The sequence below is a fragment of the Nocardia sp. NPDC050799 genome (assembly GCF_040654015.1).
Classification (GTDB): Bacteria; Actinomycetota; Actinomycetes; order Mycobacteriales; family Mycobacteriaceae; genus Nocardia.
In genome coordinates, this window is the sequence record NZ_JBFAHF010000043.1 from 1 (window position 1) to 21295 (window position 21295).

The window sequence follows — 21295 nt, forward strand, 5'->3', positions numbered from 1 at the left end:
CAGCCTCGAGTCTCGAGGCCGAAACGGCGAGACCAAGGGGGCCTCAACCCCGCGGCGCCGCAGGCGCCGCCAAAAAACACAGCACCTTCACGAGCAAGCCCACTATCCCGCCTTCACCGGCAAGCCCACTGTCGGTCGCGCCAAAACCACATATCTTCAACCGACGCCCGTCCCCACCCCGCCGAGTAAACGAACCGCCCCAGAAAAACCTAGTCCCGGTAGTCCTCGTCGTCATGGTCTCCGTCGGCCATCAGGGCCTTCCCGGCGACCTGGCCCTGGGCCAGTGCGTCCAGGAATGCCCGGGCCCAGCGGTCCACATCGTGGGCCAGGACCTGGCGGCGCAGGGAGCGCATCCGGCGGCGGCGGGTTTCGCGGTCGTCGGTCAGTGCGGCGACGATGGCGTCCTTGACGCTGTCCAGGTCGTGCGGGTTGCACAGATAGGACTGGCGGAGCTCGGCCGCGGCGCCGGTGAATTCGCTGAGCACCAGGGTTCCGTTGAGGCCGGAGTGGCAGGCGACGTACTCCTTGGCGACCAGGTTCATACCGTCGCGCAGGGGTGTCACCAGCATGACGTCGGCGGCCACGAAGAAGGAGATGAGTTCTTCGCGGGCGATCGGGCGGTGCAGATAGTGCACGACGGGGTAGCCGACCCGGGCGAACTCGCCGTTGATGCGGCCGACCTGCCGTTCGATATCGCCGCGCATCTGGATATAGCTCTCGACCCGTTCCCGGCTGGGCGTGGCCAGCTGCACCATCACGGTTTCCGTCGGGTCGACACGACCTTCGGCCAGTAGTTCCTCGAGGGCGTTGAGCCTGATGTCGATCCCTTTGGTGTAGTCGAGGCGGTCGACACCGAGCAGGATGTTCTTGGGACTGCCGAGTTCGGCGCGGATGCGGGCGGCGCGTTCGCGCACCGAGCGCCGGCGCGAGTGTTCGTCCAGTCCGGCGGAGTCGATGGAGATGGGGAAGGCCCCGACCCGTACCGCCCGGAACCCGACCTGGACCACGCCCATCTTCGACCGGACTCCGACGGTGCCGCGCGAGGTGGGCTGACCGGCCAGGCGCCGGGCCAGGTAGAGGAAGTTCTGGGCGCCGCCGGGCAGATGGAAGCCGATCAGGTCGGCGCCGAGGAGCCCCTCCACGATCTCGGTACGCCACGGCATCTGCATGAAGAGTTCCACCGGCGGGAACGGGATGTGCAAGAAGAATCCGATGGTCAGATCCGGGCGCAGCATCCGCAGCATCTTGGGCACGAGTTGTAACTGGTAGTCCTGCACCCACACCGTGGCGCCCTCGGCGGCGACCTTCGCGGTCTCCTCGGCGAAACGCCGGTTCACCTGGACGTAGGCCGACCACCAGGTCCGGTTGTAGACGGGACGGACGATGACGTCGTGGTACAGCGGCCAGAGGGTGGCGTTGGAGAAGCCCTCGTAGTAGTCGGCGACCTCCTGCGCGGACAGCGGGACCGGATGCAGTTCCAGTCCGTCCTCGACGATGGGGTCGACCTCCACATCCGGGACGCCGGCCCAGCCGACCCAGGCACCCCGATTGCTGCGCAGCACCGGCTCCAGCGCGGTCACCAGACCGCCGGGGCTGCGTTTCCAGCGACTGCTGCCGTCCGGCAGCTTCTCCAGGTCGACCGGTAGCCGGTTCGCCACCACCACGAAACCGGAACCGGCCCCGCGTTCGCGCAGGGGTTCGGCGTCCACCGACTCGGGGAGGGCCTCCGCCGGGTCGATGGGGCTGCCTGCCGGACCGGAGCCGTTACGGTCTCCGGGCCGGTCCGCGGACACGGCGTTTTCATCCTCGGGGGTGGAATCGCTGGACGGCTGATCGGTCATCTGGTCCACTCACGCATCCTTTGCGGGCGCTGAACGCCATGTAGTTGTGTGTGGGGATCCGCCGACGTCGCCGTTGGCGCCGGCGACTGCTTACTCGGTGCGGACTCCGGGGCCGATACCGAGCATCGACAGGAGCATCCGGCATTCGTCGGCGTCGGCGGCATAGGCGGCCACGACCCGCTGCGCCTGACGAGCGGTCTCGTCGGCGAGAGGTTCCAGTTCGTCGTCGGCGATACCGTTGGCGCTGCTCTTCGTGGCCATCTCAGTCCTCCCGGCTGGTGCGCTTGTATGTGAAATGTCAATGGTATCTGTCCGGGGTCCGGGTCGCTTCCGGCGCGGGTAACGTAGCGGGGCCCCCGGGGCTATACCTTTGGCAGCAGAAACGATGAGGAAGGGGCCCGTAGCATGCCGTTGGCCACGGTGAACGGAATATCGCTCAACTATCAGGTCAAGGGAGACCGCGCCAAGGGCACCGACGTCAAAGGCGGCGGTCCGCTGGTGGTACTCGTCATGGGCACCGGTAGCCCCGGCCGGGTGTGGGAGCTGCACCAGGTGCCGGCCCTGCTCGCCGCCGGATACCGGGTGTGCACGTTCGACAACCGGGGTATCGCTCCCAGTTACGAGGCCGCCGACGGGATGACCATCCACGAGATGGTGGCCGATACGGCGGCCCTGATCGAATTCCTCGACGAGGGTCCCGCGCTCGTGGCCGGTACTTCGATGGGCGCCCGGGTGGCGCAGGAACTCGCGCTCGCGCGGCCCGAACTGGTGCGCAAGGCGGTGTTCCTCGCCGGACACGGCCGGCTGGACCAGTTCCAGAAGACCCTGTCGCTGGGCGAACACGAGATGGACGAGAACGAGGTGCGGTTGCCGGCCAAGTACGAGGCCGCGCTGACCGCGGTGATGAATCTCTCGCCGGCCACCATGGCCGATACGAACAAGGCCCGCGATTGGCTGGATCTGTTCGAGTTCACCGGCGGTCCGGTGCCGCCCGGGATCCGGGCGCAGCGCCGGATGGACCACGAGTTCGACCGGCTGCCCGCCTACCGCGATATCCGGGTGCCGTGCCTGGCCGTCGGTTTCGCGGACGACCGGATGATCCCGCCGTACCTGGCCAGAGAGGTCGCCGACGCCATTCCGGGCGGCCGCTACCAGGAGGTTCCCGACGCCGGTCACTACGGCTATCTGGAGCGTCCGGACGCGGTGAACAAGATTTTGCTGGAATTCTTCGCCGCGTGAGGGGAGGGCCCACCGCTAACGCCGAGCTTGCTAGTGTCGACACATCGTTTGGGTCCGCGACGCGGCAGCCGGAGATCAGACCCGGGCAGCCGGGGTGGGCCCACACAGATCCGAATCCGCAACCCATGAGCACCCCAGTGAGGTGAAATGAGCACCAACCCGTTCGACGACGAGGACGGCCGCTTCTTCGTACTGGTCAACGACGAAGAACAGCACTCCCTGTGGCCCGCCTTCGCCGAAGTCCCGGCCGGCTGGCGGGTGGTCTTCGGTGAGGACAGCCGTGCCGCCTGTGTGGAGTACGTGGAGCAGAACTGGACCGATATGCGGCCCAAGAGCCTGCGTGACGCCATGGCGGCGGACGAGGCGGCCCGCAAGTAGGCCGAATCTCCACGGGCCCGGCCGACGCGGGCTCCGCCCTCGGCGCGCAACGCCCTTCGCGGGTGACAAGCGCTGCAGGCGCGGGCCTGGCGGCCGGGCTTTACATTTCGCGAACTCCCGAACCACACCGTATGATCGGCTGCCGAGCAACCGTGTTCGCGGGCCGCTCCGCCGCCTTGGCGCAACTGGCAGCGCAACGTACTTGTAATGCGTAGGTTGTGGGTTCGAGTCCCACAGGCGGCTCCACTCACTCCGGCCCACCGACGTGTCGGTGGGCCGGAGTACTTTCGCGCCATGAGGCACTGCCGGGGGTGTTCCGCGCTGTTGACCAAACGCAGCCAGAAATTGTATTGCACGACGAGCTGTCAGCAGTCCGCGCAACGTGCGGATAAGACTCGCCTGTGGCTGGCGACAGGCGAGGCCGAGGTGGGCAGCTATCAGGGCCATTACATACGCGACTATCTCGCGCTGGCTCAGGACGGTCGCTGCGCTATATGCGGGATCGGCGGCGAATGGTGCGGAAAGTCCCTGGCGTTCGTACTCGATCACATCGACGGCGACCCGACCGCAAACCGGCGGGAGAATTTACGCCTCATCTGTCCGAACTGCGATTCACAGCTGCCCACCTACAAGAGCCGCAATCGTGGCCGCGGCCGACACCTGCGTCGTACCCGCTATGCACGCGGCCAGTCGTACTGACCCTTTCGGGTCATCTTCTACTGGCCAGATCGGTCCTGCGACCCCGCACCGGCAGCCGCTAGTGATCCAAAGGCAACCGAGACAACATTGCTGGCCTCAGCTTCAGGCTTCTGACGGGGAACGGACGCGACCCCGAGCCAGCGGCGGATGAGGCTTGGATCGATGCCGTGCTCATCGGATGCACGCGAGACGAAATGACGGCCATAAACTTTCTCGACTGCCTGTAAAAATAGCCGTGGCGCTTCGCGGGCCACCTCCACGGGCTCATTCGTCCGCCAGCCCTGGGAAGACATTTGAATGCTCAAGCTACGATACCGCGCTGGTGAGATGACTCCGACATCCTTGGCCCGCCGAACGATAGCCGCCACCGAAATACCGTAATCTGCCTTTATACGAAGGTAGCCGTGCAGTGAGAGCGTTTCAGACACTCGCTCAGCAACTACCCGTTGCGGCAGCAGCAACGCGCCACCGAAACGAAAAGCGCGAGATTCCTCTAGACTCCGCGTACTTCCTATAGGCGAAGCAAGTTGCCGGTCAAAAATCCAATGAGCGGCTTCATGCCCGAGACTCAGTCGCTGCACAGCCCCTGGCAGCTGAGTTGTCAAGGCGATCAAGGGTCGCTCGGTACCGGCATTTGGCCGCGAAACTCCAACATGATCCGATGCGCCTTCAAAGCTGTCGTCCAGGTCGCTGACCACACCGACGCCATGGCGTTCCAACAGCCGTGTGACGTTCTTAACTGGCTCGTCAGGGCCAAGCCCAGCCGAGCGACGCAGCGCTTCGGCGCACTCCTCGGGGTCATTGTCGAACTCTTTTGGATCCGGAAGTCCGCTCGTGCGAAATCCGGATTCAGCGGATATCGCATTGAACAGCCGCGCAGCTTCGGAATATAGACGTTTGACACGCCGCTCATCACGAGTACTGGCGCGAGCCCGTTTGCGGAATGTGAACTGCCCTGCGTCGGTGACACCGTCCGCCACGGCAAAGAAGGAGATCGGCAGCGAGTACACCCGGCACAACTCGAGAGCAAGTCCCAGCGGTAAGCCGCGTGTGCCGTTCTGAACGCGCGACAAAAAAGTCTGCGATACTCCGGCAGCCAGGGCGAGATCCTGCTGCGTCAGTTCCTTCAGGTCACGTAGGGCTTGAAGACGTGAGCCTAGGAGTGCACAGCCATCCGCACCGGTCATCCGTCATTTTCTTCGCGGTCGATTTGCGCAGTGCCGAAAAAGTCTTCATCATCTGCATCGCCGACGAACGTCATACTCGTGAATATATCGCCGCCCGGCTTCAACGCAATATCGAGGTCGAAGGGCACAGCTTTGCCATAGACGCCAGGAGCGAGCGGCCGGACTATGCGCAACGTAAAGCCCTCGCTGACCGAAGCGCTTTTCGCGTAGTCCCAGAGGAGCAGAAGTTCATGCACCGACAGCTCGGCATCCGCCGCGCGCAACTCCGACCGACTGAACAACACTCCCTGGCGCCACGCTTCTCGACGGGCGCGGTTCTTACCTGCAACAGGCACTCCGCTGGGATACGTTCTCCGGCGTTCTTTCAGGAAGCGCAGCTTGAGACCGAGTGCTGGCGCCGAGAGGTACAGCTGCCCCATGGCGGCAGGATTGCCGTCAACATTCCACTGTGGAGGTAACCCCTCTTTTTCAAGGTACTCACGGAAGGCAATCCGCGCAGCCAAGGGCCGAAAGTGGGGATACTTGGCGTGACCGAATCCCCTCGCCCGCGCCTCAGCGTCAGCCAACGCGGACGCGACGCCCTCATACATGCGAGGCGCCAGGACTTCGGCCTGACTCACTACAACGCTCCGCATTTCATTGGGCGTCATATTATGACCTCTCTGCCGTGTCAGGTCATAATATGGTAGGCAATGAAAGATTGCGAATCTTGGGCCGCGGTGTCCGCCGCCGCTCCACCAACTCAACCGACAGCACCTCCACATGGCAGGAGCATCCAGCCGTCCGTCGACCAGGCTCAAACTCGGTACCGGGGTTGCTGCCCGAGTTGAGCTATCACCGGTCCACTGGCCAGGTGGTCGATTCGCGGTCAGATCGGGGTGACCGAGGCGACCAGCCAGCGATCGTCGGATTTGTCGAGCGCGACCCGCACCCGGCTGCCGGTGGTGGTGCCCTGCGGGCTTTCTTTGCTGGTGGTGACCTGGTTGAGGAACAGCAGGACCACGGCGTGCGCGCGGTCGGCGGAGACCACTCCTCCGGCCTGTGTGCTGGCCTTGACGGTCAGTTCCTTCTCCTTGGCCCCGGGCACGATGGCCTTGTCGATCAGCTCGAGGTAGTCGGCCTTGAAATCCGGGGCGAGGTCCTCGGCGGTTTTGGGCAGCTCCGTGTCCACCGTCTGGAATTCGTAGCTGAACATGGCCGATACCGTGCGGGTCGCCGCGGCCACGGCAGCCGTGCGGGACTGCTCCGACTGCCGGTGATCCCAGTACCGGTAGCCGCCGATACCGGCCACCACCGCCGCCGCGACCACCACCACCGCGGTCACGCCGAGCAGGATCTTGTTACGCACGCTCATTCTCGGTTCCTCTCGGCATGCAGGGTCGGCCCGGCCACGCTGGCCCGTCTCATGCCACGAACTTCACGTCCGAGGCGGTCAGCGTGCCGTCGTCGGCCCGCTGCACGGTCACCCGGAATCGATAGAACCGCTGCTGCTGTTCCTGCGACCCCGCGTTGGTGAGCGTCTGCTTCGCCGCCACCAGGATCACCGCCGAATTCTCGTCGTCGCGTTCGACCGCGGCCTCCACCACCTCCCCGGTGGAGACGACCTTGGCCTGTTTCACGATTTCGGTGAACGGGTCCACCCGGCCGTCGAATTCTGTCTTGAACTCACCGGAGGCCATGGTGAGGATGCGGTCGATATCCTCTTTGGCGGTATCGGCGCGAATGGTGGTCAGGTTGAGCACCGTCTGCCGCGCGGTGGCCACGTATTCGAAGCGGCGTTCGTCGCGCTGCTGGGTGGACTGCACGGCGAACACCGAGACCACGGCGGCGGCGACCAGCCCGATCACCAGCACTGCCGCCGCGGTGAGGGCAGCGATCCGCTTCCACGACCGGCCGGGCGCCGGGGCCTCGGTGGTTCCGGTCTCGTCTGCCTCGGAGTCCTCGCCGGCCTTCTCCGTGGCACCGGTGGCCGCACCGGCTTTCACCAGCCGTACGGTTTCCGCCGAACTCTCCGCTGGTTCGGCGGGCCCCGATGCCCCCTCGGTGGCTTCACCGCGGGTGACCTTTTCGGTGCCGGGCCCGGCAGTCGATTTCCCGCCGGACCCGACCGTCTCCTTCTCGGTCGTCCCGGTCGCGGGCAGCGTTTTCACAGTCTTCGCGGTGGCCGCCCCGGCCGGCGGGGCAACGGTTCCGGTCTGCTCCGCGGAGCCCGCTCCTTCCCCGGAGGTGACCGTCTCCGCGGCCGCCGACGCTTCCGCCGCCGCTCCGGGATCGGCAGCTCCGGTTCCGAGCTTCTCGGTCGCCGCGTCCTCGGCCGGGGGCGGGCCCGCGGTGCGGCTGGCCCGCCGGCGGGTACGGCGCGGGTCCTTGGTTTCGCTCATCGTTGCTGCTCCTCGAACATTGCCTGCCAATCCGCGGGTACGGTGCCCGAACCGCCGGGGGCGATATCGCCTTGACGGTAGCTGCGTCCATCGCTGTTGGTGTAGACCCCGGTGGCCGGATCGTAGGAGAGTGCGGCGGCGGGGGTGCTTGCGCCCGAGAAACTAGCAGGTGCCGGGGGTACTCCCGCAACCCCCGGCGCCGTGTCGGGGGCGGCCGCGGGCGCCACCGGCGCCGGCGGTTCGGTCGGGGCGACCGGCTGCGGCGGCCCGAAGGGTGGATTGGTACCGAGCGGAACATAGCCGGTGCGGCACAATTCGGGACTCGGTGCCCGGCGGCCGGGATATTCCATACACGGCGTGTTCCGGATACCGCGGACCGCGGTCTTGTCGTCCTGCGGCACCTTGCAGTACAGGCCCTCGGGCGTGTCGATGGTGTCGAGTTCGCTCGGGTCGCGGCGCTGGTCGGGCGGCAGGAAGCCGGTGGTGCACGGTGGCGGGTCGTTGAGCACGGTCATGAAGTCGACCAGCGCGCCGTATTCCATCGGTCCGCGGACGGCGGTGAGCAGGGCCGCGATCAGCGGCGGATACACCACCAGGATCTGTTCCAGGCCGGAGTGGTAAGTGACGCCCACCTGGCCGACACTCACCAGATTGTTCAGCAGCAGCGGGAGAGTCGGCCGCAGATCTTCGAACTGCCGGGTCACCCGCTGGAGCGCGGCCGGGCCGCTGGCGAGGATGTTGCGCAGCGCCGGATCGTGGGCGCGCAGGGTGTCGGTGACCGTCGCCAGATCCCGGGTCCAGGAGCGGATCGCGGCATCGGAGTTCACCTGGGTGTCCAGCAGCGGCCCGATCTGCTCGATCAGCTGTTTGGTCGGGCCCACATTGTCGTTGGCCTCCTGTACCAGCAGCGACGCGGAGTCGATGAAGCGCTGCAGATCCGGCCCGGCGCCGTTGAACGCCCGGAACGCCTCGTCGATGACCTGCCGCAGCCGGGTGTCGGCGACGCTGGCCAGCAGGCGGTCGGCCTGGTCCAGCAGCGCTCCCACATCCTGTGGGAGTTCGGTGCGGTCCACCGGGATCACGCTGCCGTCGTAGAGGTTGGCGCTGCCGGGATCCGGCGGCGGAACCAGGTCGACGTACTGTTCGCCGATCGCCGAGACGCTGCGGACCAGCGCCGAGGAGTCGGCGGGGATCTTGTAGTCGCTGTCGACCGACAGCTTCGCCTCGACTCCTTCGCTGGTGAGCCGGACCTCGCGGACCACCCCGACATTCGTACCGCGGTAGGCGACATTGGCGTTCTGGTAGAGCCCGCCTGTGGCCGCCAGTTCCACCGTGACCTCGTAGCGGCCGATCCCGAGCAGCGCGGGCACGCCCACATAGGTGCCGCCCATGACAGCCAGCCCGACCACAGTGAGGATCGCGAAAATCGTCAGCTGGATCCGAACGAAACGGGTGAGTGTCACGGGCCCTCGCCCCCTTGCGGCTGCGGCCCGGGCATCGGCACCGTGAGCCCGGGGATGGCGGGCAGGCCGGGAATCGGCGGCAGCCCTGGAATTGTCGGTTGCGGCTGTTCCCCACCGGCCGGCACGGGTGGCGGCGGTGCCAGCGGGGTGGTCAGCGGGTTGCCCTGTTGTCCGGCGGGTCCGGCGACCTGACCGAGCGCGACCTCGACCCCGCCGAACATACCGCCGAGGCCGGTGCCGGTGAGGAAGTTGGAATCCAGTCGCGCGCCGGTGAGGTCGACGGTCATGAACAGGTTCAGATAGTCGCCCTTGATCGCCTTGTCCAGGTTCTTCAGCGGGAACGGGAAGGAGGCGATGATCTTCAGCGATTCGGTGAGGTCGGCGCCGGTGTCGGCGAGGGTCTGCAGTACCGGGGCCAGGTTGGCCAGGTTCGCTTTCAGGTTGTCGCCACTCGCGGCGATCAGGCGGTTCACCACATCACTGAGCTCACCCAGTTCGGTGATGGTGGTGGTGATGTTCTGCCGCCGGTCGGCGAGCACGGTGAGCGCCGGATGGATCTCTTCGATGGCCGCGGCCACCACATCGGTCTGCTGTACGAATTGCCCGCTGACCCGGTCCAGACCCTCCATCGCGGCAATGATGTCGCCCCGCTGCGCGTCGAGATTGCGGATCAGATCGTTCATCTGCGGGATGAGGTCGCGTACCTCGTCCTCGTTGCCGACGAGCGCTTTGTTGAGTTCGGTGGTGATGTTCTCCAGCTGCGAGATACCGCCGCCGTTGAGCACTACCGACAGCGAGGACAGCACCTGTTCGGTGGTCGGGTAGACCCCGGCGCGCTCCAGCGGGATCACATCGCCCGCGGCCAGGCGCCCCTCCGGCGGAACCCCGGTCGGCGGCGCCAGCTCGACATGGTTGCTGCCGAGGAGGCTGGTCTGGCCGATCTTGGCGGTGGCGTTGGCCGGCAGCACCACACCGGGATTCAGCGAGACCGTGACCAGCGCGTGCCAGTCCTCCACCTCGATATCGGTCACCGTGCCGACCGCGACATCGTCGACGCGCACCGGTGAGTTCCGGGTCAGTGTGGTCACGTTGGGCATCTGGATCCGGACTTCGAAGGAACCTTCGCCGGTGCCCTCGGTACCGGGCATCGGCAGCGAGTTGAGTCCGTCGTACTGGCAGCCCGTGGCCGACAGCGCCAGCGTCAGACCTGCGGCCACCGCGGCGATCCGGCGCCGGGCACCCGGCGCCCGCAGCTCGAGCCGGCGCATCATCGTCCTCCTCCGGGCAGGCCGGGAATCACGGGCAGTTGCACGCCGGGGATGGCCAGTCCCGCGACTCCGGCCGGTACGGTGATCGGCGCGGGTTCGGGCGCGGCCGGCGGACCCACCTTCTGCGGATCGACCTTCCCGGCCAGATCCGGTGTCGTGTACTGCAACTGGTTCGGGAACGCCGTCACACCGGTGGCGGGGTTGGTCATGATGGGCAGGTAGTTCATGGCCAGCGAGCTGAGCACCGGGGCGAGGTACTGGGCGCACAGGTCGGCGCTGGTCTCACTTTCGTGCTGTTCCAGGGCGCGAACCGAACCGCACAGGAAGCTCAGCGGGTCGGCGAAGTTGTTCAGCGAGATGGCGCCGGTCAGCGTGCCCTGGGCCGGTTTGTAGATCTGGTAGAAGTTCACCAGCGCGGTCGGGCCCGAATGCAGCGCCTGTTCCAGTTGCGGTCGTTTGTCGACCAGGATCTGGGTGACATCGGCGAGCCGCTGCACCCCTTCGGTGAGTTCGGCACCGCTGCCGTCCAGAAACCGGTGCACATCGCCGAGCGCCAGATCCAGGTTGTCCAGACCGGCGCCGAGATCCTGGGAGACCCCGGCCAGCACCGAGGACACCGAGGCGAGCCGGCCACCGAACTCCACGATCTGATCGTTGCTCTTGGACAGCACATCCACGAACTTCTGCAGGTTACGGATAGTGCCGAACAGATCGGTGCGGCCGTCGGACAGCGTGGTCAGGGTGGCCGAGAGTTCGCGCAGGGTGGCGCGGAACCGGTCGCCGTTACCGTCCAGGTTGTCGGCCGCGGTGTCCACGAACCGGCCGAAGGAACCCTGCGGGTCGTCCCCGACCGGTCCGAGGGCGGTGGACAGTTTGTTCAGCTCGGTCTTGATGTCGTCCCATTCGACCGGGACCGCGGTGCGGTCGATCGGGATCACGGCGCCGTCACCGAGGGTGTCGCCGCCGGTGTAGGCGGGCGCGATCTGGATGAACCGGGCCGAGACCAGCGACGGCGCGATGATCACCGCCCGCGCGTCGGCGGGCAGGTCGACGCCGCCGTCCACCGACATCGTGACCTTCACCTGATCCTTGCCCGGTTCGATGCTGTCGATCCGGCCGATCGGCACGCCGAGCACCCGCACCTCGTCGCCCGCGTACAGGCCGCTGGTGGAGGTGAAGTAGGCGGTGATCTCGTTTTTGGTGATCCGCTGGTAGGCCGTGTACCCACCGAAGGCGACCAGCGCCACCACCACGACACCGGCAACGATCGCCACCCACATACCTGGAATGGCCCGAACCTTGTCCGTCAGAGTCGACACAGGATCCTCCTCGGAGCAGATTCAGACGGCCCGCGAAGCCCGAAACGAGACGAAGCCAGCGCAGCATCGCTCCTTTTCGGCGCGAGTTCATCCGGTCGGCGGAGGCCGCAGCGAAGGCGGAGGTATCGCCTCATCGGGTCCTCCCCGGAGAAATCGCATGCGGACCGCGGAGACCGGAACAAACACGAAGGCATCGCAGCATCGCTCCTTCTCGGAGCAGAATCATGCGGCCCGCGGAGCCCGGAGCGAAGGCGAAGGGATCGCGTCACAGGATCCTCCTCGGAGCAGATTCATGCGGTCGGCGAAGCCCGATACGAGACGAAGCCGTCGCAAGATCGCTCCTTCTCGGAGCGAATTCATGCGGCCCGCGGAGCCCGGAGCGAAGGCGAAGGGATCGCATCACAGGATCCTCCTCGGAGCAGATTCATGCGGTCGGCGGAGGCCGTAGCGAAGGCGGAGGTATCGCCTCATCGGGTCCTCCTCGGAACAGGTTCATGCGGTCGGCGGAGGCCGTAGCGAAGGCGGAGGTATCGCCTCATCGGGGCGGCTCCTGTACGGACGGGCCGATCTTGGGACCGGGTTCGAGTAGATAGGCGCGCAGCGATTCGGGCAGATGCTGCGGCCACACCAGCGCGTCCACCAGCGGGTGCAGTGTTTCACTGCTGGCGTTGACGACGTAGGCGTTGAAGTACGGTCCGCTGCCCACCTGTTCACCGAGCGCCGCGGCGAACGGGCCCAGGCCGTCGAGTGCGCCGTTGATGTTGTCCCGGTTGCGTTCCAGCAGGTCCAGTACCGAGTTGAGTTTGTCCAGCGCCGGCTGCAGCTGTGCCTCGTTGTCGTGCACCAGCCCGGACAGCTGCTGGGCGAGCGCGTTGACGTACACGATCATCTGACTGATCGCGGTACGCCGCCGGTCCAGTTCGCCGAGCAGCTGGTTACCGTCCACCAGGAGGGCGTTGATGGAATCGGCCCGGTCGGCCAGGATCTTGGTGACGTCCTGGGCGCGGGTCAGCAGATCCGACAGCGCCTGGTCGCGGGCGTTGATACTGCGCGAGAGCGCGGTGACCCCGTCCAGCGCGGACCGCAGCGGCGCCGGCGTATCGGCGAACGCGGCCGACAGCGTGTCCAGGGTCTGATTCACCTGCTGCAGGTCCAGGTCGCCCACCGTGCCGGCCAGATCGCTGAGTGCTTCGTTCAGCGAGTACGGCGAAGTGGTGCGGCCGAGCGGAATGGTGTCGGTGACCTTCAGGGCCCCGTCGCCGGCCGGGGCGACGGCCAGCGATTTACGGCCCAGCACCGTATTGGTCTTGATGGCGGCCGAGGTCTTGTCGCCGAGCACGATCGATTCGTCGAGGCTGAACCGCACCAGCACCTGCGCGCCGTCCAGGCTCACATCCTCGACCTTGCCCGAACGCACCCCCGCGACCTCCACGTCGTCACCGGTCACCAGGCCGCCGGCGTCGGCGAAGTAGGCGGTGAAGGTGGCACCACCGCGGATGAAGGGCAGTCGTTCGAATTGCAGGGCCGACAGCGCGACCGCCGCGGCCAGCACCAGGCCGACGACGCCGATGGTCACCGCGCGCGATTGCTCTTTCATTCGCTGGCACACCTTCCGGTCGTCTGCTCACCGGGCAGTTCGAGCAGCAGCGGTTTCCCGTCCGGACCGTCGATCAGGAAGTTCGTCCGGCATACGTACAGCTGCAGGAACGAACCGTAGGAGCCGATGCGGATCAGCTTGCGGTAGGTGGCCGGCAGTTTGTCCAGCACCCACTGCACGGTGTCCGAACCGTTGTCGAGATTGGTGGCCAGCCGGCCGGTCTGCGCGATGGTCGCCGCCAGATCGGGGCGGGCCTGCGCCAGCAGATCGGTGGTGGCGGCGGTGGCGTCGGCGATCCGGGGCAGCGCGGCACCGATCGGGTCGCGGTCCGCGGCCAGCCCGCTCACCAGACGGCGCAGTTCGTCGATGGTGGTGGCGAACTGGTCGCCGCGGTCGTCGATGGTTTTCAGCACCGAGTTCAGATTGTCGATGACGCTGCCGATGAGCGCGTCCCGGTCGGCGAGGGTTCTGGTGAACGACCCGCCGCTGTTGAGCAGCTCGACCAGGGTCCCGCCCTGTCCCTGGAAAATCTGCAGCAGCGCGTTGGTCAGATCGTTGACCTGCGCCGGGTTCAGTCCGCGCAGCAGCGGTTTGAACCCGCCCAGCAGCATGTCCAGGTCGAGTGCGGGTGCGGTCTTGTCCAGTCCGATGGTGCCGCCCTTGTGCAGGGTGGTGGCCGCACCGGGGCCCTCCAGCAGTTCCAGATAGCGGTCGCCGACGAGGTTCTCGTACCGGATGGTCGCGCGGGTACTGGTCAGCAGTGGGTATTTGGTGTCGACATCGAATTCCACGTGCGCGTGGTATTCGTCGTCGACCTGCACCGCCGACACCGACCCGACCGGCACCCCGGCGATCCGGACCTTGTCGCCGGGCAGCATGCCCGAGGCACTGGTGAAGACCGCGTTGTAGCCGGTCTCCCGGGAGAAACGCATCTGGGAGAAGACCACCGCGAGGCCGGCGAAGATGAGGGTCATCACCAGTGTGAAGACGGCGAGTTTGACGGTGGTACCGGTGTTCCTCATGGCTGGCCCACCCCCGGGAGTCCGGCGAACAGTACCTGGAAGACCTTGGGCGCGTTGAGTTGCAGCTTCGTCACGGGCGTGTAGGGGTGTCCTTCCGAGGTGTCGGTGACGACGTAGTCGGAATGGCTGTCCGGCACCCGGTCCAGCAGACCCGCGCACCGCGGCCCGCCGGTGGCGTTCACCTTCGGCAGATCGTTCGGATAGGTGTAGGGCGGAGACCCGTACATGAATCCCGTGTTCAGGGCGACACCTTCCTGTCCGCCGCCGAAGACCGCCTCACCGAGCGGCAGCGCCCTGGCGCTACCACCGATCAGGCAGAACAACGCTTCCTTGTACCCGTTCAGCAGCTCACCGGTCGGACGCAACAGCTCCAGGGCGGTATTGATCTGCCCCTCGTTGTCGCGCAGGACCGCACCCGTCGTGTCGGCGAGGCCGGTGATGTTCGCCAGCAGCGAGTCGACATCGGATTCGGATTCGGCGAGCGTGCGGCTGCTGACCGTCGCGCCGTCCACGGTGCGCAGCAGATCACCCGAGACATCGGCGTACAGGTTGCTCACCGCGGCCGTGGTGTTCAGGTCCCGCTGCAGGGTGGGCAGCATCGGGTTGATCTCGCGCAGGTAGGCGTCGCTGTCGGCGAGCAGCTGCCCGAGGCTTTCGCCCCGGCCCTGCAGTGCCGTGCCCAGGGCGGTCAGCGTGGCGCTCAGTTTCTCCGGCTGCACATCGGCGAGGACATCGCTGAGATGCTGGAACAGCGTGTTGAACTCGACGGTCACCTGATCGGCGGCCAAGAGCGCGCCCGGTTGCAGTGATTTGGCGGCAGGCTGCTGCGGGATCACGAAGTTGATGTACTTGGCCCCGAAGACCGTGGTCGAACGAATATCGACGGTGGAGTTGGCGGGGACCAGGTGCAGCAGGTCCGGGTTCAGGGCCAGTCGCAGATTCGTGCCGCCGGGCGTGCGGTCGATTCCGGCGACCCGCCCGATCTGCACCCCCCGCACCTTCACCTTGGCGTCCGGGTCGAGCACCAGGCCGCTGCGCGGCGCGGAGACGGTCACCTCGACGCTCGGGGTGAAGCCGCCGAAGAACATGGTCAGGGATACGGTCACGGCCGCCACGGCGGCCAGCACCATCCCCACCCCGGCCAGTTTCAGCCCGGCCTTCTCGCGGACCGCGGTCCAGCGATTCGCCCCGATGGGGGCCCAGGGGTCCTCTCCACCGCGGGACGACCCACCCGCGGTGGCGTTCGACGCCCCGGTCCCCTTGCTGTTCGCTCGCATCAGTCCCGTCATCGCGGCTATCCGGAAAGGTTGAAGTTGCCGGAGGTGCCGTAGACGGCCAGGGAGATCAGCAGCGTCACCGTGACCACGGCGACCAGCGAGCTGCGCACCGCGTTACCCACCGCGACGCCCACCCCCACCGGGCCGCCGGCCGCGTGGTAGCCGTAATAGGTATGGATCATCATCACCGCCAGCGCCATGAAAATGGCTTGGGCGAACGACCACAGAATGTCGCTCGGAATAAGGAATGTGGAGAAATAGTGGTCGTACACACCGGCCGACTGACCGTAGATGACGACGGTGGCGAATCGGCTGGCGATGAACGACGCGATCACGGCCAGCGCGTAGAGCGGCACGATCGCGATCATTCCGGCGAGCACCCGGGTGCCCACCAGGTACGGCACCGGCCGGATCGCCATGGCTTCCAGAGCGTCGATCTCCTCGGCCACCCGCATGGCCCCCAGCTGGGCGGTGGAACCCGCCCCGATGGTGGCCGCCAGACCGATCCCGGAGATCACCGGGGCGGCGATGCGGACATTGAGGAACGCCGCGAAGAAGCCGGTCAGCGCCTCGACGCCGATATTGCCGAGCGAGCTGTAGCCCTGCACCGCGATGGTGCCGCCGGAGAAGAGGGTCAGGAAGCCGACAATCACCACGGTGCCGCCGATCACCGCGAGCGCACCGCTGCCCATGCTGATCTCGGCGATGAGCCGGATCGTCTCGGTGCGGTAGTGCACCAGCGCGCGCGGCATGGAGCCGATCGCCTTGCCGTAGAACACCGCCTGTTTGCCGAGATTGTCGAAGGACGTAGACCAGCGGCGGACGCGGCGGACGAATTTGGGAAAGCGGGACTGGATTATCACCGAGGCCGACATATCACCGCACCGCGAATTTGAGGCCGACGGCGGTGACGACGACATTCACCACGAACAGCGCCATGAAGGCGAAAACCACTGTCTGGTTCACCGCATCACCGACACTTTTGGGACCACCTTTGACATTCAAACCCAGGTAGCAGGCCACCAGGCCGGCGATCAAACCGAAAAGGCCGGCCTTGACCGCGGAGATGAGCAATTCGGGGAGATGGGTCAGCAGGGTGATGCCGTTGACGAACGCGCCGGGGTTCACATCCTGCAGATAGACCGAGAAGAGAAATCCGCCCACGATGCCGATGGTGCACACCAGGCTGTTCAGCAGCAGCGCCACGAACATCGACGCCAGCACGCGGGGGACCACCAGGCGGTGGATGGGGTCGATACCGAGCACCTTCATGGCGTCGATCTCTTCACGGATGGTGCGGGCCCCGAGGTCCGCGCAGATGGCGGTGGCGCCGGCTCCCGCCACGATGAGCACGGTGACGATCGGGCCGACCTGGGTGACCGCGCCGAAGGCCGCGCCCGCGCCGCTGAGGTCGGCGGCGCCGATCTCACGCAGCAGGATGTTCAGGGTGAAACTCACCAGCACGGTGAAGGGTATGGCCACGAGGAGTGTCGGGATGATGGACACTCGCGCGACGAACCACGACTGGTCGATGAACTCGCGCATCTGGAAGGGCCGGCGCAGACTCGCCCGGGCCACAGCCGCGGCGAGTTCGAAGAATCCGCCGACGGCCCGCAATGGCACGGTAAGGACCTCGGTCACTGTAGATCCTCCTTGCCCGACTACTGGTCCCGCTGGCGGCAGCTCGGGAGACACCCCGGCGCACGCCCCGATAAGTAGAACATGTTCATTTCCTGATTGGGGCCATTTTGAGGCTTCTGAACTGGAAATTTGTTTCAATCCCAGACAGCGGGATTGAAACACGATTCATACGCCTTGAGCATCATTGTGTGAGGCCGGGCACAGCACGACCACCCTGTTTACCAATAACTGGACGGTTGTTCAACAGCCGAGGCCGAGACCCCGCCACCCGCTCCGATGCCGACACTCAACCCAGTTCGTGCAGAGCCGTTGCAGAGAACGTACGACCTTCTTCGCGCCCGGCGAAGTAACCGGTCAGCGTGGTGGCCAGATCGTCACCTGACCACTGCGCGCCCGCGGCGTCGAACCGCCGCTCGACCTCCGGCGCGGCCATCAACGCGACCATGGGTCCGTACACGACGAACACCTGTCCGTTGACCGCCTCGGCCGCGGGAGAGGCCAGGTAGGCCACCAATCGCGCCACATGCTCGGGCGAGAGCGGATCGATCTCGCCCTCGGGGGCCGCGCTGAAGACCTGTTCGGTCATAGCGGTGCGCGCCCGCGGGCAGATGGCATTGGCCCGGACACCGAACCGGTTCAGCGCACGCGAGGCGGACAGCGTGAGAGCGGTGATACCGGCCTTGGCGGCGGCGTAGTTGGCCTGCCCCTCCGGACCGAGCAGACCGGCCTCGGAAGAGGTATTGACGATCCGGCCGTAGACCGGCGCACCGGCTTCTTTCGACTTCGTCCGCCAATAGGCACCGGCATTGCGGGTCAGCAGGAAATGCCCGCGCAGATGTACCGCGAGGACCGCGTCCCAGTCCTCGTCGGACATGTTGAACAGCATCTTGTCGCGGGTGATACCCGCGTTGTTGACCACGATATCCAGGCCGCCGAAGGATTCGGTGGCCGCGGCGATCAAGGCGTCGGCGGTGGACCGCTCGGCGACACTGCCGGCCACGAACTCGGCCTTGGCGCCGAGTGCCCGTACCTGCTCCAGCGTCTCGGACACGGCGTCGGACTCGGCCAGGTCATTGACCACGACCGAGGCCCCGGCTGCGGCCAGGGCGAGCGCTTCGGCCTTACCGAGGCCCGCACCCGCTCCGGTCACGATCGCAACTCGCCTGGCAAGGCTGGTATCTGTATCGCTCACCGGGCCGACTCTAGAACGTGTTCTTATTCACGGCAAGAGCCGATTCACAGCAACCGCAACGCCGCTTTCGGGCATTGCGCGACCGCTTCGGCCACTTGCGACTCCTGATCGGGCGCAACCTCGCCCTCGGCGACGTGCAGCATGTCCTCGTCATCGAGTTCAAAGACGTCGGGAGCGATTCCCGCACAGATTCCGTTCGCTTCGCACTGATCGAAGTCAACGCTGACCTTCATCGAAACTCCTTTTCCCGCCCTATGGCCGAAGCCTAACAAGCGACGGCCGACGAGACGGGCTACATGGGCTGATTACCCTTCAATACTGGAACATGTTTCAGTGCATATGCAATGATCGGAGCAAGGTATCGGAGATCCATTCCGCGCTCTCAGAGGGTGAGCGCGGCGCGATCCCACATCCCGGCCCATCTCCAATCCCGTAGAACGAAGGCTCGAGGTACCGCCATGCGCATTGCGTATACCCCGGAACATGACCGGCTACGCGCCGAGTTGCGCGAATACTTCGCGCGGCTGATCACCCCCGAGCGGCGGGCCGCGCTCAGCTCCCAGACCGGCGAGTACGGCCAGGGCAATGTGTACCGCGAGGTCGTCGCGGAGATGGGCCGCGACGGCTGGCTCGCCCTGGGCTGGCCCGAGGAGTTCGGCGGCCAGAACCGGCCCATGCTGGATCAGCTGATCTTTACCGACGAAGCCGCCATCGCGGGCGCCCCGGTGCCGTTCCTGACCATCAACTCGGTCGCGCCGACGATCATGCACTACGGCAGCGCCGAGCAGAAGAAGTTCTTCCTGCCCAAGATCGCCGCCGGTGAGTTGCACTTCGCCATCGGCTACTCCGAGCCCGGCGCGGGCACCGACCTCGCGAGTCTGCGCACTACCGCGGTGCGCGACGGCGACGACTACGTGATCAACGGACAGAAGATGTGGACCAGCCTCATCGCCTACGCCGACTACATCTGGCTGGCCGTGCGGACCGACCCCACTGCCAAGAAGCACAAGGGCATCAGCATGCTGATCGTGCCCACCGACGCCGAAGGCTTCTCCTGGACCCCGGTGCACACCATGGCCGGCCCCGACACCAGCGCGACCTATTACCAGGATGTGCGGGTCCCGGTCACCTCGCTGGTCGGTCCGGAGAACGGCGGCTGGCCGCTGGTCACCAATCAGCTCAACCACGAACGGGTCGCCCTGACCTCCGCCGCCGCGCTGCAGCTGGCACTGGCCCAGACGACCGCGTGGGCGAAGGAGACCAAGGCGGCGGACGGCTCCCGGATCTTCGACCGTGAATGGGTGCAGCTCAATCTGGCCCGAGTGCACGCCAAGGTCGAATACCTGAAGTTGATGAACTGGGAGATCGCCAGCCGCGCGGACGCGGGCGGGGACGCCGCGCCGCGCCCGTGGGACGCCTCGGCCTGCAAGGTCTACGGCACCGAACTGTCCACCGAGGCCTACCGGCTGCTCATGGAGGTGCTCGGCCCGCAGGCCGCGCTGCGGCAGGACTCCCCCGGTTCGGTCCTGCGCGGCCGGCTCGAGCGGATGCATCGCGCCGCCCTGATCCTCACCTTCGGCGGCGGCACCAACGAGGTGCAACGCGACATCATCGCGATGACCGCTCTGAAGCAGCCCGCCTCCGGCCGCTGACCCCCGATTCAGGAGTTCACCATGGATTTCACCCCCACCGAAGCCCAGACGGATCTGGCCCGGCTCACCGGCGAGGTCTGCGACAAACTGGTCACCGCCGACCGCCTGCGCGAATTGGACGGCGGGACCGCGAAATTCGACGAGCCGCTGTGGAAATCGCTGGCGGAGACCGGCGTGCTCGCCGCCGCCCTGCCCGAGGAAGTGGGCGGCAACGGCTTCGGTGCGCTCGAGCAGACCGCGATCCTGCGCGAACTCGGCAAGTACGTCGCCGCGGTCCCCTACCTGTGGTCGGTCGTCCTGGGCGCGGGCGCGCTGGCCGAGTTCGGGTCCGCCGCGCAGCAGCAGCTCGCCACCGACGCCGGGGCGGGCACCGCGATCCTGACCGTGGCACTGGCCGAAGAGCACAACTGGGAACCGGCCCGCCCCACCACGACCGCCACCGAAACCGACGGCGGCTGGCGCGTCACCGGCACCAAGACCACGGTCCCGGTCGCCGACCGCGCGGCCCGGATCCTGGTCCCCGCGACGGTGTCCGGAGTCGCCGCCGTCTTCCTGGTCGACCCCGCGGCCGCCTCCGTCACTGTGACCGCCCAGCAGGTGACCGACCGTAGCGCCGAATCGCTGGTGGAGTTCACCGACGCCCCGGCCGAACTGCTCGGCACCGTCGACGACGGCGCCCGGATCCTGGACTGGCTGCTCGACCGCGCCTGGCTCGGCCTGGCCGCCCAGCAGCTGGGCACCCTCGAACGCTCTCTGGAACTGGTCGCCGGCTACGCCCGCGAACGCGAACAGTTCGGCCGCGCCATCGGCAGCTTCCAGGCCGTGGCCCAGCGCCTGTCCGACAGCTACATCAGCCTCCAGGGCCTGCGTCTGACCGTCACCCAGGCCGCCTGGCAGCTCGCCGAGGGCCTGGACGCCACCGGGGCCGTGCACACCGCGAAGTTCTGGGCCGCCGAGGCGGGCCACCAGGTCGCCCACACTTTGGTCCACGTACACGGCGGCGTCGGTATCGACCGCGACCACATCGCGCACAACTACTTCACCGCCGCCACCCGCAACGAGTTCGCCCTGGGCGGGGCCACCAACCACCTGCTCCCCCTGGCGCAGTACGTCCCGGAGTCCGCCTGAGCTGCCACCTT

The 21295-nt window shown here is 66.6% G+C and carries 21 protein-coding genes and 1 tRNA gene; 6 read left to right on the plus strand and 16 right to left on the minus strand.

Going from position 1 to position 21295, the window contains the following annotated elements:
- Positions 1–209: 209 nt before the first annotated feature.
- Together AB0H42_RS30850 and AB0H42_RS30855 are read right to left on the minus strand one after the other, a co-directional pair.
- A complete protein-coding gene (locus AB0H42_RS30850; protein WP_357062547.1) occupies positions 210–1841 on the minus strand; it encodes a trehalose-6-phosphate synthase in 1632 nt (543 codons plus the stop codon).
- Positions 1842–1931: 90 nt separating this feature from the next.
- Positions 1932–2102, minus strand: a complete 171-nt coding sequence (locus AB0H42_RS30855) for a hypothetical protein (protein WP_357062486.1) — start codon at positions 2100–2102, stop codon at positions 1932–1934.
- Positions 2103–2246: 144 nt separating this feature from the next.
- Here AB0H42_RS30855 and AB0H42_RS30860 point away from each other — a divergent pair, with 144 nt between their 5' ends.
- From AB0H42_RS30860 to AB0H42_RS30875, 4 genes are all read left to right on the plus strand, one after another.
- The gene (locus tag AB0H42_RS30860) at positions 2247–3080 is read left to right on the plus strand and encodes an alpha/beta hydrolase (protein WP_357062487.1); all 834 of its coding nucleotides are present in this window, start codon (positions 2247–2249) and stop codon (positions 3078–3080) included.
- A gap of 147 nt (positions 3081–3227) precedes the next feature.
- Positions 3228–3458, plus strand: coding sequence for an MbtH family protein (locus AB0H42_RS30865; RefSeq protein ID WP_030522889.1), 231 nt, complete (start codon positions 3228–3230; stop codon positions 3456–3458).
- A 170-nt stretch (positions 3459–3628) separates the two neighbouring features.
- Positions 3629–3704: transfer RNA gene (locus tag AB0H42_RS30870), tRNA-Thr, on the plus strand.
- A 48-nt stretch (positions 3705–3752) separates the two neighbouring features.
- Positions 3753–4157, plus strand: a complete 405-nt coding sequence (locus AB0H42_RS30875; protein WP_357062489.1) for an HNH endonuclease signature motif containing protein — start codon at positions 3753–3755, stop codon at positions 4155–4157.
- 17 nt (positions 4158–4174) lie between these two features.
- Here AB0H42_RS30875 and AB0H42_RS30880 read toward each other — a convergent pair whose 3' ends face one another.
- From AB0H42_RS30880 to AB0H42_RS30945, 14 genes are all read right to left on the minus strand, one after another.
- On the minus strand, positions 4175–5344 hold the full coding sequence (locus AB0H42_RS30880) for a helix-turn-helix transcriptional regulator (RefSeq protein ID WP_357062491.1): 1170 nt from the start codon (positions 5342–5344) through the stop codon (positions 4175–4177).
- Entirely contained in the window at positions 5341–5994 is a 654-nt protein-coding gene (locus AB0H42_RS30885) for a hypothetical protein (protein ID WP_357062492.1), read from the minus strand. The genes AB0H42_RS30880 and AB0H42_RS30885 overlap by 4 nt, the downstream gene beginning before the upstream one ends.
- Before the next feature lie 218 nt (positions 5995–6212).
- The gene (locus tag AB0H42_RS30890) at positions 6213–6698 is read right to left on the minus strand and encodes a h domain protein (protein ID WP_357062493.1); all 486 of its coding nucleotides are present in this window, start codon (positions 6696–6698) and stop codon (positions 6213–6215) included.
- 49 nt (positions 6699–6747) lie between these two features.
- Positions 6748–7725, minus strand: coding sequence for a hypothetical protein (locus AB0H42_RS30895; protein ID WP_357062494.1), 978 nt, complete (start codon positions 7723–7725; stop codon positions 6748–6750).
- Positions 7722–9188 (minus strand): MlaD family protein, encoded by a 1467-nt coding sequence (locus tag AB0H42_RS30900; protein ID WP_357062495.1) that lies wholly within the window; start codon positions 9186–9188, stop codon positions 7722–7724. Before AB0H42_RS30900 ends, AB0H42_RS30895 begins: the two co-directional genes overlap by 4 nt.
- Positions 9185–10456, minus strand: coding sequence for an MCE family protein (locus tag AB0H42_RS30905; RefSeq protein ID WP_357062549.1), 1272 nt, complete (start codon positions 10454–10456; stop codon positions 9185–9187). Before AB0H42_RS30905 ends, AB0H42_RS30900 begins: the two co-directional genes overlap by 4 nt.
- Entirely contained in the window at positions 10456–11736 is a 1281-nt protein-coding gene (locus tag AB0H42_RS30910; protein ID WP_357062550.1) for an MCE family protein, read from the minus strand. Before AB0H42_RS30910 ends, AB0H42_RS30905 begins: the two co-directional genes overlap by 1 nt.
- A 574-nt stretch (positions 11737–12310) precedes the next feature.
- Positions 12311–13372 carry an MCE family protein gene (locus AB0H42_RS30915; protein ID WP_063125339.1) on the minus strand — a complete coding sequence of 354 codons (1062 nt, stop codon included), beginning with the start codon at positions 13370–13372 and terminating at the stop codon, positions 12311–12313.
- A complete protein-coding gene (locus AB0H42_RS30920; RefSeq protein WP_357062497.1) occupies positions 13369–14394 on the minus strand; it encodes an MCE family protein in 1026 nt (341 codons plus the stop codon). Before AB0H42_RS30920 ends, AB0H42_RS30915 begins: the two co-directional genes overlap by 4 nt.
- On the minus strand, positions 14391–15524 hold the full coding sequence (locus tag AB0H42_RS30925; protein WP_357062551.1) for an MCE family protein: 1134 nt from the start codon (positions 15522–15524) through the stop codon (positions 14391–14393). Before AB0H42_RS30925 ends, AB0H42_RS30920 begins: the two co-directional genes overlap by 4 nt.
- A gap of 164 nt (positions 15525–15688) precedes the next feature.
- On the minus strand, positions 15689–16546 hold the full coding sequence (locus AB0H42_RS30930; protein WP_357062498.1) for an ABC transporter permease: 858 nt from the start codon (positions 16544–16546) through the stop codon (positions 15689–15691).
- 1 nt (position 16547) lies between these two features.
- On the minus strand, positions 16548–17312 hold the full coding sequence (locus AB0H42_RS30935) for an ABC transporter permease (protein ID WP_030522899.1): 765 nt from the start codon (positions 17310–17312) through the stop codon (positions 16548–16550).
- A 286-nt stretch (positions 17313–17598) separates the two neighbouring features.
- The gene (locus AB0H42_RS30940; RefSeq protein ID WP_357062500.1) at positions 17599–18504 is read right to left on the minus strand and encodes a 3-oxoacyl-ACP reductase; all 906 of its coding nucleotides are present in this window, start codon (positions 18502–18504) and stop codon (positions 17599–17601) included.
- 44 nt (positions 18505–18548) lie between these two features.
- Complete coding sequence (locus AB0H42_RS30945; protein WP_030522901.1) at positions 18549–18737, minus strand: ferredoxin; 189 nt, start codon at positions 18735–18737, stop codon at positions 18549–18551.
- Between the two features lie 225 nt (positions 18738–18962).
- Here AB0H42_RS30945 and AB0H42_RS30950 point away from each other — a divergent pair, with 225 nt between their 5' ends.
- The gene (locus tag AB0H42_RS30950) at positions 18963–20156 is read left to right on the plus strand and encodes an acyl-CoA dehydrogenase family protein (RefSeq protein WP_357062501.1); all 1194 of its coding nucleotides are present in this window, start codon (positions 18963–18965) and stop codon (positions 20154–20156) included.
- Between the two features lie 21 nt (positions 20157–20177).
- Positions 20178–21284, plus strand: a complete 1107-nt coding sequence (locus tag AB0H42_RS30955) for an acyl-CoA dehydrogenase family protein (RefSeq protein WP_357062503.1) — start codon at positions 20178–20180, stop codon at positions 21282–21284.
- Positions 21285–21295: the final 11 nt, after the last annotated feature.